Origin of the sequence: Halomonas llamarensis, from assembly GCF_023555005.1 — a bacterium.
Classification (GTDB): domain Bacteria; phylum Pseudomonadota; class Gammaproteobacteria; order Pseudomonadales; family Halomonadaceae; genus Vreelandella; species Vreelandella llamarensis.
Map to the genome: position 1 here is coordinate 169,401 of NZ_JAMJPJ010000001.1, position 13,456 is coordinate 182,856.

13 protein-coding genes and 1 pseudogene are annotated in these 13,456 nt (G+C 57.8%); 7 read left to right on the top strand and 7 right to left on the bottom strand.

Going from position 1 to position 13,456, the window contains the following annotated elements; translation table 11 throughout:
- Positions 1 to 118: 118 nt before the first annotated feature.
- The 5 genes and pseudogenes from M8006_RS00740 to M8006_RS18340 all read right to left on the bottom strand — a co-directional run.
- Positions 119 to 298 carry a PLDc N-terminal domain-containing protein gene (locus M8006_RS00740; RefSeq protein WP_250079050.1) on the bottom strand — a complete coding sequence of 60 codons (180 nt, stop codon included), beginning with the start codon at positions 296 to 298 and terminating at the stop codon, positions 119 to 121.
- A 93-nt stretch (positions 299 to 391) separates the two neighbouring features.
- The gene (locus tag M8006_RS00745; protein WP_250079052.1) at positions 392 to 937 is read right to left on the bottom strand and encodes a retropepsin-like aspartic protease family protein; all 546 of its coding nucleotides are present in this window, start codon (positions 935 to 937) and stop codon (positions 392 to 394) included.
- A gap of 19 nt (positions 938 to 956) precedes the next feature.
- Complete coding sequence (locus tag M8006_RS00750) at positions 957 to 2,297, bottom strand: MFS transporter (RefSeq protein WP_250079053.1); 1,341 nt, start codon at positions 2,295 to 2,297, stop codon at positions 957 to 959.
- A 22-nt stretch (positions 2,298 to 2,319) separates the two neighbouring features.
- Positions 2,320 to 2,466 carry a hypothetical protein gene (locus M8006_RS00755; protein WP_250079054.1) on the bottom strand — a complete coding sequence of 49 codons (147 nt, stop codon included), beginning with the start codon at positions 2,464 to 2,466 and terminating at the stop codon, positions 2,320 to 2,322.
- Positions 2,467 to 2,840: 374 nt separating this feature from the next.
- A pseudogene (locus tag M8006_RS18340) lies at positions 2,841 to 2,948 on the bottom strand (IS5/IS1182 family transposase); the annotation flags it as partial.
- A gap of 82 nt (positions 2,949 to 3,030) precedes the next feature.
- Between M8006_RS18340 and tnpA the strand changes: the two are divergent.
- The 7 genes from tnpA to M8006_RS00795 all read left to right on the top strand — a co-directional run bounded on the left by tnpA (position 3,031) and on the right by M8006_RS00795 (position 9,993).
- Positions 3,031 to 3,264 carry an IS66 family insertion sequence element accessory protein TnpA gene (gene tnpA / locus M8006_RS00765; protein WP_250079056.1) on the top strand — a complete coding sequence of 78 codons (234 nt, stop codon included), beginning with the start codon at positions 3,031 to 3,033 and terminating at the stop codon, positions 3,262 to 3,264.
- 82 nt (positions 3,265 to 3,346) lie between these two features.
- The gene (locus M8006_RS00770) at positions 3,347 to 3,580 is read left to right on the top strand and encodes a hypothetical protein (RefSeq protein WP_250079552.1); all 234 of its coding nucleotides are present in this window, start codon (positions 3,347 to 3,349) and stop codon (positions 3,578 to 3,580) included.
- Between the two features lie 698 nt (positions 3,581 to 4,278).
- Positions 4,279 to 5,538 (top strand): hypothetical protein, encoded by a 1,260-nt coding sequence (locus M8006_RS00775; RefSeq protein WP_250079058.1) that lies wholly within the window; start codon positions 4,279 to 4,281, stop codon positions 5,536 to 5,538.
- Between the two features lie 87 nt (positions 5,539 to 5,625).
- Positions 5,626 to 6,876 (top strand): hypothetical protein, encoded by a 1,251-nt coding sequence (locus M8006_RS18105; RefSeq protein WP_284046875.1) that lies wholly within the window; start codon positions 5,626 to 5,628, stop codon positions 6,874 to 6,876.
- A 39-nt stretch (positions 6,877 to 6,915) separates the two neighbouring features.
- Positions 6,916 to 8,427 (top strand): hypothetical protein, encoded by a 1,512-nt coding sequence (locus M8006_RS00785; protein WP_250079061.1) that lies wholly within the window; start codon positions 6,916 to 6,918, stop codon positions 8,425 to 8,427.
- A 27-nt stretch (positions 8,428 to 8,454) separates the two neighbouring features.
- Positions 8,455 to 9,417 (top strand): hypothetical protein, encoded by a 963-nt coding sequence (locus M8006_RS00790; protein WP_250079062.1) that lies wholly within the window; start codon positions 8,455 to 8,457, stop codon positions 9,415 to 9,417.
- 222 nt (positions 9,418 to 9,639) lie between these two features.
- Positions 9,640 to 9,993 carry a hypothetical protein gene (locus M8006_RS00795; RefSeq protein ID WP_250079064.1) on the top strand — a complete coding sequence of 118 codons (354 nt, stop codon included), beginning with the start codon at positions 9,640 to 9,642 and terminating at the stop codon, positions 9,991 to 9,993.
- A gap of 100 nt (positions 9,994 to 10,093) precedes the next feature.
- Here M8006_RS00795 and glnE read toward each other — a convergent pair whose 3' ends face one another.
- Together glnE and M8006_RS00805 are read right to left on the bottom strand one after the other, a co-directional pair.
- A complete protein-coding gene (gene glnE / locus M8006_RS00800) occupies positions 10,094 to 13,048 on the bottom strand; it encodes a bifunctional [glutamate--ammonia ligase]-adenylyl-L-tyrosine phosphorylase/[glutamate--ammonia-ligase] adenylyltransferase (RefSeq protein WP_250079066.1) in 2,955 nt (984 codons plus the stop codon).
- Between the two features lie 28 nt (positions 13,049 to 13,076).
- Positions 13,077 to 13,448 carry a diacylglycerol kinase gene (locus M8006_RS00805; RefSeq protein ID WP_250079068.1) on the bottom strand — a complete coding sequence of 124 codons (372 nt, stop codon included), beginning with the start codon at positions 13,446 to 13,448 and terminating at the stop codon, positions 13,077 to 13,079.
- Positions 13,449 to 13,456 lie beyond the last annotated feature (8 nt).

A 13,456-nucleotide genomic window follows, 5' to 3' on the forward strand; every position in this document is an offset into this window, starting at 1 on the left:
GGGTGGTGTGATTCGCCAGGATACCTTATTAAACCTGCGTATGAAGGTAGAAAGAGCTAACAGACAAGGCTTACGACTTGCCTTTATTGCTCGATTTCAGGTTGCTGAGTATTGGTGGCTACCCTTTTGGCCCTAGCAACAGCCAGATCAACAAGCCGAAGAAGGGGAAAAAAAGCAGCACCAAAATCCACAGCAGTTTAGAAATGCCACCGGCTGAGCTTTTCGCGACTTTCACAATCGCCCAAATCACGATGATAAGCCAAATGAGCCCTAACAGCCCCCCAACTTCAATCCCCATAGAGACTCCTTAAACCGTATAAGCAAATTAAACGTATGACATAAATGATGTAAAAGCTAAGCACAGGCTTTATTACGTCACAAGGTCAGCCACTTAACAAGACTGGCCCGCGCAGTCTTCCGGCAAGCGCAGCACCATTTCTCCCTGCGACATCTCAATGGCGAGCAAATTGAGAAAACTCATGCCCAAAAGCACAGTGTCACGCTCCATACCGGGGCCAATTGAGCCTTGTACATCTTCAATCCGAATACCGCCCAAACGTACCTCACCGAGTTGCGTTAAGTTGCCTTCCACACGCCCGTTAGCGGTGTTAAACCAAGCACTTCGATCAGGTTCTAGGCTCAGTCTATCGGCCATGCTTTGCGGTACAGCGACATACGTTGCACCGGTATCGAGTAAAAATGTTACCGGCTCGCCATTGATAAACCCTGGCGCTTGAAAGTGCCCCGCGCGGTTGCGCTTAAGCGTTAGCGGCTCGGCGTCACTGTCGCTTTGCGCAATGTGGGCATTGGGGCGCAGTGTCGCTTCGAGCCCTCCGTGTAGCCACCACGTGCCAACCGCCATCAGCAGCACCCAAAACAGCAACATCATCACCAGGCCGCTGCCGCGATTGCGCATGGAGCCGTTGCGTTGGGTCATGTGACTCCTCCCGCGCCATTCAAGGCGCCTGCCACTGCTCGGCAGCGGCTCGTCCACGCGCTTCATTCACCCGTATACACAACAACATAGCCATGATGAATAGCACCGCGCAGAGTAAAATCGAGGCCTGCAACCCTACCAGCGTTTGCAACGTGCCGAGCAACACAATGCCTAACACCCCCGCCAGCTTATTGGCTAAGCCCCAAAAACCGAAGAACTCGGCCGTTTTGGAAAGCGGCGCAAAGAGCCCTACCAGCGTGCGGCTCGCCGATTGACTGGAGCCCAAACTCAACCCCGCCAAACAGCCCACCACCAGAAACACATATTGAGACTGCCACTGCCAACCAAAGTGCCGGTTCGCTATCTCGGTGATACCCGGTGTCGCCCAAATAAAGACAATCGCCAAAACCCAAAGTGCCAACGTGATGAGATATGTCGCTTTTGCCCCGTGCCGATCTTGCACCCAACCGAAGGCCAATGCGCCTGCCGCCGCCGTGACTTGGACGATAATGAACATAAGGTTGCGCACGCCTTCCTCCCAACCGATCACTTGCGCGCCATAGATAAAGGCAAAGGCAATGATGATGTAGACCCCGGCCATCGAGAAGAGCAACGACACCAAGAATACGCTCAAGTCTTTAAAATAGCGTAGATCGTGCAACGTGGCCGCGACGCGCAAGCGCGCGATGTGGCGATAAGAAGCCACCATCGGCTGCGGCTGGCTGCGCTCTTTCAGCAGCAAAAACGTGGGTATTGCCGCGACCAAGAAAAAACCGGCGGCAAACGGCCCCACCCAGCGGATGCGCTCAAAGTTATCTACCGTTGCCTCACCCAGCACAACTAGCGTAAACCCTGCAGCAAAGAGGCCGCCGATATAGCCTAGCGCCCAACCAAATCCGGAAATCTTACCCAGCGCACTCGGTGGCCCGAGTTCGGGCAAAAACGCAGCTATGAAAGATTCGCCCATGGAATAGGCATAGTTGGAGAGAATAATAAGCACAACGCCTAGCCATATATAGCCTGGCGCGACAAAGTACAAAAGCGCGGTGGTGACGACGGTGGCGATGTAGCTGAAAAGCAAAAACCGCTTTTTCTGAGCGCGGTAATCCATCACGGCGCCAAAAAGTGGGGCGGTTATTACCACTAACAAATAACTCGCGGCAAGCGCCATGCTCCACAGAAAGTTTGCCAGCCGGTAGCCGTCCCCTCGATCGCCCACGATAACCGTGGTGAAAAGCTCACCAAACACGACGGTGATAATCAGCAGCGTATACGCTTGATTGGCAAAATCGAACATCGCCCAGCCGAATATTTCTCGGCGAGAGGCGTAACGGCGGGGTTCAGCGGCAGCGGTGAACATAGCAGGACTCAGTCATTGGAGGCTATAATAACCAGTGGGCAAGTACCGCGGCTAACCCTACCAGCAGTGCCGTAATGACCGCCACACTCACCACACAGTTCAGCCAGCGGTCAAACGCGGTGCTGTTATCATCGCGCCGCGTGGCGCCGTGGCGGCTTTTCCCCTTCATCTGACGGTTGTTTCCATGCGCCGCTCTCCCCTGAAGGTGCGCGTTCGCCTCGCGGCTTGCACACCAAGACAATCTTCGCCGAAAGAAATGTACACATTTAATGTTTCGATGCTATCAACTTCCTGTGTGGCCTGCACCGGTAATGTGTCATTCGTTGCGCCCTAGGGAACCGCTGAACAACTCGGCCATAGGCGCCCGAAGCGATCAGCGAGGCCCAAACACCGGATCAGCGATCACTTGCTAACCACCTCAGGTGGTCTGTTTCCCCTGGCAGCCGGATCATCCTTCTCTCCGTCCAAGTATTTCCCCATCCCGATGTAGCCGACATCGCCGCTTATCTGCTCCCCATCGCCACGTACGAGATGCTCGGTCATCGTAACATCGGCCACGCTCTCGATGGCCATATCGATACCGATGATGTTACGCATGGGTTGACTGTCATAGATGGCAGCTTCCAGCACTTCGTCGGCCAGCGCGTACGTAAGCGTCCTTAAACCGACATCTAGATACCTGTTAAGATTTCTCACACTGAGATACCACCGTTATCAGCGCGAGAAGTTCATCATGACCCAGCAAGAACGCAGGGACTACTGGCAACAACACATCACTGAGTGGCAGGCGTCAGGCTTGTCGGGCATGGCGTTCTGCCAACAGCAGTCATTGACCTATCACCAGTTTAGCTATTGGCGTCAAAAGTTCATGAGCCGCGAGTCGGCTGACGCTCAACCACAGGCTGGATTTACCACCGTCATTCCCACCAGTACGGCCAGCCCTGAGAAGAGCACCCCCCTGGCCTGACTATTTCACTACCATGCGGCATTACGATTGCAGGCGTCAATGCCGATAATATGGCGCTTCTCGGCGATGTGCTGAGGCAGCTATGAAGCGGTCGCGCTATCTGCGCCCCGCGTGGGAAATGCCCGAGATTTATCTTTATCGCGCGCCTATCGATTTCCGCAAGCAAGCCAACGGGCTCGCGTTATTGGTCGAGCAAGAATTAGGTCACAACCTAGAACGTATCGCCACCGCTGATACGCTGGAGGCACTGGAAGCATTGCTTCCCTGGAACGTGGCCTTGTCGGCTGTCGTAAAAAAAGTGGCGCAATACGGTTAGGTCAAGTGTGTCGGTTTAGCGGCGCTTACATTTTTTGTGTACTTTCCAGCAATATTTGTGCCGATATTTGGATAGCTTTCTTTAATCATAATTCTGATTTTTTCTCGTATCATTTTTTAATGCGTTACTTAATTTTTTATAATTATTTGTTTTTAAAAGGGAAATTAATACTTGAAATATGAGGTGGTTAGGCTACATTGAAATGAGAAAAGATAAAAATTGCGTAAAGTTTTCGAGAAAGGCATAAGATTTCTCCTGTTGTCTTTTCGCCTGACTAGGAGATCTTTTTTATAAGAAATCATTTTTCAGTCATATAAATACAACTATGTAGAAATGTCTATTTTCTAAAGAGCATAAGTATTTACAACCTATGGGGCATGTTTCTCCCTTATGTTGCCATGGCTGTTGCAAACTCATTACTGATCCAAAATCAAGTGCTGTTCACTACATCGGGGCGCGTTCAGGTTGTCGTTGGGAGTACGCATGATACCCCGTAACTAACGACCTTTCTCGGGCATAACGGGAAACGGCCGTAATGGATCGAATTCAGGGGAAGTTCCCCATGACTATTCAATCAATGAATACAGTTTTAGTTTGATGTTGTTCTCTACACCCGTGGTCTCTTCCCGTTCGGAAGCGTCTTCGGATTCGTCAAACGCAGCTTATGCTGCTCACTAACGTATGGAGGAAAAACCTCAATGTCATCCTCAGACAAAAACCCTAACTCTCACAATCCTGCCGAAGAACTCAGCGCCGATGCCTCGAAGCTGACAAAAAACGCCAAAAGTTATCTGAAGCGGGCGGCTAAGTTGGGACAGGACGTGGAGGCCCTGAAGGCCGGACATACACTCGAAGGCACCGCCACCATTCACTCCATAGAGGATTTCAAGGAGTTGATGAGCGATGGTTTGACCGATGACCACCGCCAGTGCTTTTCCGGGCTCAGCAGTGGCGAGGCTCCGGCCGATGACGCTATGATCGATGCCCTGGCCGACTACGTCTACGGCACCAAGGATCTGTCACCAGAGGCCAAGAGCCACGCCGAAAAGCTGTTCCCGGTTACCGTCGCCGTAACGTCCGGCGAATCCGTCACCATTGAAAGCGACCAAGAATACGGCCCGTCCGGTCCACCTAAGCTCATCAACGCCGGGACTCTGACCTTCGACGGAGGCTCCATCACGGCGGTCACGACATCGCTGACCATCTCCGCCGACAAGCTAAAGATCGTCAAGTCCGGCACCAAATCCTACACCGTCGGCGTCCTGGGCAAGCAGGGCGCCGATGGTGATGATTGCCCTCCCAGCCCGGCTTACGACAAACCCGCCCCCCGCGGCAAGGATGCTAGCGCGCCCAGCCCGGGAATCTGTACTGGCGCCGATAACGGCGGCACAGGCGATCCTGGCAAGCAGGGCCAAGGTGGTGACAAGGGCAAGGACGGCGAGGACGGCCATACCAATCTGCCAGCCAGCATCACCATTCGGTCCATGGATGCGACCTCGCCAAGCCCCTTCGTCATCTATACGCGCTCCGGCGGTGGCGGCGATGGCGGCAAGGGCGGCAAGGGCGGCCCCGGTCAGGACGGCGGCAAGGGCGGCAAAGGATGCGATTCCGGCTGCGAAGGGACCGACGGCGGCGATGGCGGCAAGGGCGGCAACGGCGGCAACGGTGGCAACGGCGGCCCGGGCGGTAACGGCGTCAGCGGAACACAAATCTCGGTCACTTTCCCGCGAGCCCAGCAGTCGCTGCTGCAGACGATCACCGACACCGCCAAGCCCGGCGAGGGCGGTGAGCGCGGAGCGAGTGGCAAGGCTGGCGTCGGCGGCAAGGGCGGCGAGGGCGGCAAGCACAAAACCAACGGTCAGCACGGCCAAAGCGGCGACCACGGCGATCACGGCACACCCGGCACCTCGGGCACCAAGACCGGTGCCGCTGGCAATATCAACGTCAGCTATATCTGACCCGTCCACGGCGCGCACTGGCCCCACGGCCGTCCCTTAGGGCTAGTGCGCCCCTGGTACCGTGACGACCTCATACGGAGTGTCTTTATGGAAGAGATATCCTTCGATTGGACCGCCGACGATTTCGTTTGGCCCTATGGAACCTACCTGACTCAGATTCCGACGCTGGAGGCCGCTCGCCGCGCCCTCGGCCCCGTATCCCAAACAGTCCGTCAGGCACGCAGTCGCCTCTATTGGCGAGACGGCGAGATCCGCAATCGCGGACGGCTGCGGCTTGGCATGCATGACCGCGGCGAGGAATACGTCTTCGCCAACGGCAACCTCCACGGCGATGACCGCCACGGACAAAGCGTCCACCTGCCGTTGCACGTCAAGGTTTTGCGCTTAAAGACTCTGCGACTCGGCCCAGGCGAGGTCTATGACATTACGTCTTCGCACACCTATTGGCCCAGGCTACATTACCGCGAGGAGCTTTACGTCTACATGCATGTCGACCGACTGGTTGTCGCACCGGGGGCGGTGCTTCAGGTGCGTGGCAACGTCCTAGTCCTGACCTGTGACGAAGCGGTCGCCGACGCACCGGCTTCTTTCCCCGAAGCCTCGCTGCTGGACGTGCGCATCCTCGGCACCGACCACCCGGCCTTTTCCCAATTTCGCCGGGCGCCGGCTGAACCTGGCCGTGTCGGCCAAAACGGTGACCCTGGCCGATCCGTCGCCCCACCCCGCCCCCGACCCTCGATCTTCGGGCCCATACACCCCCCTAGCCCGACCAACGAGGCCGCGACCGATGGTGGCGATGGTGCCGCTGGAGCTGACGGTACCCACGGCCAGAATGGAGGCATGTGCATGCTCGCTGCCATCCACCTGGGCAAACTAACGGGCTTCCCCCCCGGCGGCCTATGCATCTTCGGCCAGGCCGGGGCCGGGCGACCCGGCGCCTCGGGCGGCGACGGTGGGGCCGGAGGCAACGGTGGGTCCGCGCCCCAAGCTCCCGGACGTGGTGGCCATGGAGGGGACGGCGGAACCGGCGGACATGGCGGCAATGGCGGCCTAAGCGGCCACATCTTCGTCGAGGTTCCCACCGACGCCACCGCCGCTGTCACGACTATTGCCCAGGACAGCCTAGGCGGAGCACCCGGCTACGGCGGCCAGGGCGGCCATCCCGGGGGCGGTGGTCACCGCCTCCTACTCGACGGCACAACGTCCGCCGATCTCGAACCGGCCTCTGATGGCCCGCCTGGACATCGAGGTCTGGATGGCCGCCCGGGGCGCGGCCGGAAAGGGCCCCGCATTCATATCCTGACACCGGCCGAAAAGCCGGTCCACCAAATCAGCTGAGCGGCTGCCCGTCAGCTTCCTCACATAGGAGACAAAATCGTGGCACCTTCCCTACCTCAGGTCATACGCAACTTCTACACCTTCCAGACTGACGTGCCGCTGAAGGACGGCTCTTCCGGTTCTACTTTCGGCCGCTCTATCACCCAATACGAGATCCGTCGTCGGCGCGATGTGCAAAATTTGGGTTCGTCGCACAGCTATACAGTGATGATGACCCAGCGCATCATTATCCCAAGCACCCTGGGCTATCGGCCGGGGCCAACGTCGTCGAGCGCCTATGACAACTACCCTGCTATCCTGGTTAACGAACTGGACATCACGGCTAACAACAACGCCAAGATCGTCTTGCAGAACATGTTCCCGAAGACCCTGAACTCCCAGGTCTCGACCTCGCGCAGCTCGGACAGTTCTAGCCAGACGGGGATGACGCAGCAGAACACCTCGGGCTCATCGGACACTAACGTTAACACCTTCGGCGTCGGCATCTCCGCGGGGATCTTCGGTGAACTGCCAGTGGTCAATCTGAGCACCAACTATTCCCACTCCTGGGAACACAGCCACTCGCATTCCTCCAGCGAAGGTCATTCCCAGGGCGACTCTCACAGCACCGGTGCCGCTGCGAGCATGAGTATCAAGGACTGGAGTTCCTACGGCTACCTGAACAACGAGGCCATCGCACCGTCTTGGGTCTGGGGGCAGAGCTACCCTTGGGACGTCATCCAGTACAACCAGTCCTCCAACGGCACCGACATTGATCTGCCGAAGTTCGTGTCTGACCGGATGCTTAGTGGCAGCCTGGTCCTGCCGCCCAGCCAGCTGTCACTCTTTGGCCTGGATTTCACTATGACGGCCGGCTGGATCATCGACTTCCCCGAAGGGGTCAGCGAGGACGAAACCGTCACCATCTCCCATACCACCAGCAGCTACTCTGCCAGCCATCAGAAAAATGGGGGCGCCCTGGTCGCAACGCTGCAAAATGGCCAGGAAGCGAACGTCAGCACCTATAGCTCAGATGCCATTGATCTCAGCCGTTACGCCCTGACGCCGATTGCCGGGCCGGGTAGTGACAATGGTGCCGCGATCGGCTTCACCGCCCATTCCTTCACCTACCCACCGACCGCGCCGAAGACGCCGTTCAAGATCGTCTCGCCAGCCGGCAACCTTCAGGTCACGGGCACCGGCTTCGACGACATCATGACCACCAGCTTCAAGGAAAAGCCGAAGCTGACCATCACTTTCAAGATCGCCGACACCGACAATCCCTACGCCCTGCTGCTGATGCACTGGATCGGCCAGAAAAGTGGCGCGTGCGAACTGCACTGGACCGTCAACGGAACTTGGAGCGGCGCCATCCTGGTCAATGAAGCCGAAGGCACTGGCGGTCAGAACAATGTCTCCACCATCGACCTGCGGAACCTTGAGTTCACCTCCATCAACTTCCACGACTACCTGGTCGTCGGCACCAACACGGTGGAGATCGACATCATTAAGGTCGACGCCTCCGCTCCGACCAGCTACACGCTGTTCGCTACCGCCATCGGCGAGGTCTGACGGTATCGCTAGCCACGGGAGACGCAGATGGGGAAATACGTCAACAGCAACAAGCCCTTGTCGAAAAGGGTCAAGCGCGTCGGCCTCAAGCGCTCGCGTGCGAAACAGGATCGGAGCGCCCAACAGCTCGGCAGAAAGCTGCTCAAGTTCAAGGACACGGGAGCCAAGGTTCCGGCCCTCAAAGCAAAACGCGGCCCGAATCTTCGGGTCGCTGAGCGCCTAATCAAAACCAAGGCAGGCAAAAAAAAGGGGGGCTTAGCGCTTTCATCAGAGACCAAGAGCACCTTCGATACCCGCTTCCGCGAGGCCTGGAAAGGCATGGACGAAGCCTTTTCCACTGCCTTTACGCGGAATCTAGTTGAGGGAATCGTCAAGGAGGCCCAAACCACCAAATTGACGACCGCCGACTTCAAGCATCTGGTAGAGCTAGTGGACATCGCCTCTACGGCCCGCATGCCGACAGAGTTCTCCGGCTATGCCACCAAAAGCGAAAAGATGCAGCACCCTACCGGCGCGGGAAAGGGGCTGTTTGCCAAGGGATACAAGAATCATGGCACCATGGACACCGCGCGCCGCAACTATGTCGACAAGGCGATGCAGGCCGAAGCCAAGGCCAGTAAGAAGATGACGGAAGTCATCACCTCTGGCGTCAAGGCCTCCATCGAATTCACTCTGAACGAGTTCACCGCGCCGATCACCGCGAAGAACGTATTCCGGTACGCCGAACGTCCCAACCTATCGAAAAAGAAATTCACCGACACGGACCACCGCCAGCTTGCCGAGCGAGAACGCATGAAGAACATCTACGTGAAGCTAGGAGGAACACTGCGTCCCCAGAAAGGGAAAGAAACAGCCGCTGCAAGCCTAACCCGGGAATGGAAACACGACCGCTCCCCGTTCTCTCTAACGGGGGACATTCAGCGGGAGCCTCCCAGCCCCCGTCGGCAGCCGCAGCTATCAAAGAGCATTTTCGATACTTACAAGGTCTAGGGCAATTCACAAGGTAGGAGGAATCACCAGCGTCCGCCACACTCGGCGCTGGACATCGCCAGCTTCAAACACTGGCTGATGCCGTTCGTTGTACCAGAACCATATCATTTTCCCGCAGCTTTATCGGATGACTGCGCATCCACGTCACCGTCAGGCGGGCAGAAATGAACTCGACAAGATAAGTGTGTTCCAATCGGCTAACACTACTCTTTGGAGGCTTACATGCCAGACCCAAACCACAATCAACGCAACGCCGCTTGGCAGGCTGCCCATCAGTGGCGGGCTAGGGCAGCGCAAACGCGCCCTGACGGCTTAATGGGCACCATCAAGTTGTTTTTTACTTGGCTGGCGTTTGGCGTGCTAATGATCGTCGGCGTTGTCTTAGGGCTTTTATTTTTGCTGGTGGGCTGGGCTATGATGCCGTTTGTGCGCCACAAAATGAAAAAGCGCATGGAGGCGATGCGGGCTAACCAAGCGCAGGATGTCGGCGGCGGTCACGCTCACCAACAGTCGCGCCATCGGCAGGATGTGCTAGAGGGTCACTACGAGGTCAAAGACAAAGACCGACGCGGCTAAAATAAAGTAGCGCTACGCTGGCGGAAATACCCACGCAAAGGCAGCGGCCAAGGTTGCCAATCGGCACCGGCAAAAACATGGCGCGAATCTGCCCGATCATTTAGTCTTTGGCTGCCAAAAAGCGCTTCCACAGCGCCCTCACCGTATCGCGCTCAGTCTGAAAATCGCCCTCGTCCACGCTCGCCTTTTCACCGGTCAAGGCCGCACGGTGGGTAGTGCTGCGATACGCCAAATACGCGTCGCGCAAGCGCTCGGCTTCGTCCTCCGGCAAGTGGTCACTCGCCGCTAGCGTTTCAAGAATGCGGATATTATCGCTGTAGGTGAGCAGCTCCGGCGTTTCATGGGCCAGCGAAAGCACCGCGTACTGACACAGAAATTCGATATCCACCATACCACCGGCGTCTTGCTTGAGATTGAACGTCCCGGCTTTTTTGCTCGCCAGATGATCGCGCATTTTATCGCGCATTTTGACCACATCTGCGCGTAGCGCTCCACGCTCACGCGGCTGCGCCAAAATTTCCCCGCGCACGGCGTTGAATTTTTCCGCAAGCGCCTCGTTGCCCGCCACCACGCGAGCGCGCACCAACGCCTGATGCTCCCAGGTCCAGGCATTTTCACGCTGGTAATCGGCAAAGGCGTCGATTGAGGTGACCAAAAGCCCGGCGTTGCCCGAAGGGCGCAAGCGCATGTCGACCTCGTAGAGCGAACCCGCTGGCGTCACCGCCGTTAACAGGTGAATAATGCGTTGACCAAGGCGAGTGAAAAACACCGGTGTATCCAACGACCGCGGGCCATCGGTGGCGCCTTTGCCATCGCTGTCGTGGAGGAAGACCAAATCCAGATCGGAGCTGTAGCCAAGTTCGATACCACCAAGCTTGCCGTAGCCGACGACCAAAAACGCGGCTGTATCGGCACTCATCCCCGGCGGTGTGCCGTGTTTGCGCGTTAGGTGCTTCCACGCCATGGCGATTACGGCATCGAGTATCACCTCAGCGATATAGGTTAAGTAATCGCTTACTTTCATCAGATGCCGCGTGCCAGCAATATCGGAGGCCGCGACGTGTAAGGTCTGGGCGTGCTTGAACACTCGTAGCGCTTCTAGCTGCGCCTCTTCGTCGTCTTCGGGTAGGCGGTTTAACGCTTGACGCAGTTCATCGGCAAGCCGGTCTTTATCCGCCGGGGTATAGAGCGATTCCGGCGTCAACAGCTCGTCGAGCAGGATCGGGTAGCGCGCGAGCTGCTCGGCAATCCAGGGGCTTGCCGAGCACAAGTGCATCAGATGCTCTAACGCCTGCGGATTTTCACGCAACAGCGCCAGGTACGCGGTGCGCCGCAGCACGGCTTCAATCAGCGGCTGCACCCGGGGTAGCGCGGTATCGGGCGTCTCACTTTGCGCTAACGCGTCGAGCAACAGCGGCATCAGCGCATCCAAGCGCTCATAGCCAATCCGCTGCATACTTTGCACCGCGCGTGAGTGATAAAGCCCGCTCAGCTGCTTGAGCGCTTTGGCCGGCTCAACGAAACCGGCGTCAGCCAAATGGTTTTCGGCCTCTTCCTGCTCTAATTCACCACGCCATACCAGGCGCCACTGCTCAAGGCTCGCGTCGCTGTCGCTGGCCTCTTCCACGTCGTCTTCCGGGTCGGCAATCACGGCATCGAAGTGGCGGCGCACCCGCTCGCGCACCTCGTCCAATTTCGCCATGACCGCGGGCCAATCTTCCATGTCGAGTGCCAAGGCCACGCGCTCACGGTTGAGATCATCATCCGGCAGGCGCTGCGTTTGGCGGTCTTCCAAGGCCTGCAAGGCGTGCTCAATATCGCGCAAAAAGGCGTAGTCGGGGATAAGCTCGTCCACCACGGCCTGCGGCAACAGCCCTAGCTCGGGCAGGCGGTTCAGTGCCCGGTGAAGCGACGTCACCTGCAACTCGGTATCACGGCCGCCACGAATCAACTGAAACGCCTGCACCACGAATTCCACCTCGCGGATGCCGCCCGGGCCGAGCTTGATATTGCTCTCCATGCCCTTGCGCTTCACTTCACGGTTGATCATCGCTTTCAGCTCGCGCAGTGACTCGATCGCACCAAAATCCAGGTACTTGCGGTACACAAAGGGGCGCAAACTGGCAAGCAGCTCAAAGCCTGCGTCAATATCCCCCGCGACGGGGCGCGCTTTGAGCATGGCATAGCGCTCCCACTCGCGGCCCTGATCTTGATAGTAGGCCGAAAGCGCCGAGAAACTGCCCACCAGCGGGCCGCCGTCGCCTAGCGGACGCAGGCGCATATCCACGCGAAACGCAAAGCCATCAGCGGTCACCGCGTCCAGCGCCCCGATGAGCTTCTGCCCTAGCTTGGTGAAGTATTCCTGGTGCTCAAGCGACTTGCGTCCCCCTGCGGTATCGCCGTTTTCCGGGAAGGCGAAAATCAGGTCGATATCCGAGGAAAGATTAAGCTCTCCGGCGCCCAGCTTACCCATCCCCAGCACGACCAGGCGCTGATCACTCTCGTCGCGACGCCGCGCCGGTAGCCCCCAGCGCGGTTGCAAGAATGCTTCTAACCAATTAAGCGCGCCTTCCAGGCATACCTCGGCAAGGTCCGACACCGCCGCGGCGGTATCCCACATTGCGTAGCCTTCGGGGCGATTAAGGTCGCGCCAGACAATGCCGAGCATCCGCGCTTGACGAAAACGGCGAATCGCCTGGTGCATGGCGGCTTCATCCTCGGCCGTCTCTAACCGCTCGCCTAGCCACGCTGCCTGTGCCTCGCGGCTGGGGGTTGCATCCAGCTCACCGGCGGCATCGAGCTCGGCGAGTAACGTCGGCGTGCGTACCAGCACATCCAGCGCAAAGGTCGAGATCGTCATAACCTGCACGAGCGCCTCGCGCCGCGATGTACTGAGCGCGTCCCAGCTTTCCGAGGGCGATTCTTGGTCGCTCATGGACGCGATGTTATCCGCCTGCTCAAGCGCTTCATTCAAGCGCTCGCGGGCCTGTTGCGCCGGTGTCTTCAGTGGCGCGGGCAGAAATTCCAGAGGTAACACGTCGTCATTGAGTTCCATAGCGCCCTCGTTGGTCGTTGGTGGTTTTTTATCCCAAGAACTTGCCCCAGCCTAGCAGGCCCCAGGTCAGCCCGGCGAGAATGAGCGCCAGCATGACTGCAGCCGAGCCAATATCCTTCGCTCGACCCGAAAGCTCGTGGTGCTCAGTGCCGATGCGGTCGACCACACTTTCAATCGCGCTGTTTAATAGCTCGGTAATCAACACCAGCACGCAGCTGCCCATCAACATCAACCAGGCGAGCGGCCCATCACCAATCCACCAAGCAAACGGTAGCAGCACGAGTGTGATGCCAACTTCCTGGCGAAACGCGGCTTCATGGCGAAATGCTGCGTTTAATCCTTTGAGCGAGTAGCGAGTAGAGTGCTTTAAGTGCGTTAAGCCCGTATGGCCAGGTTTCATCAATCGTC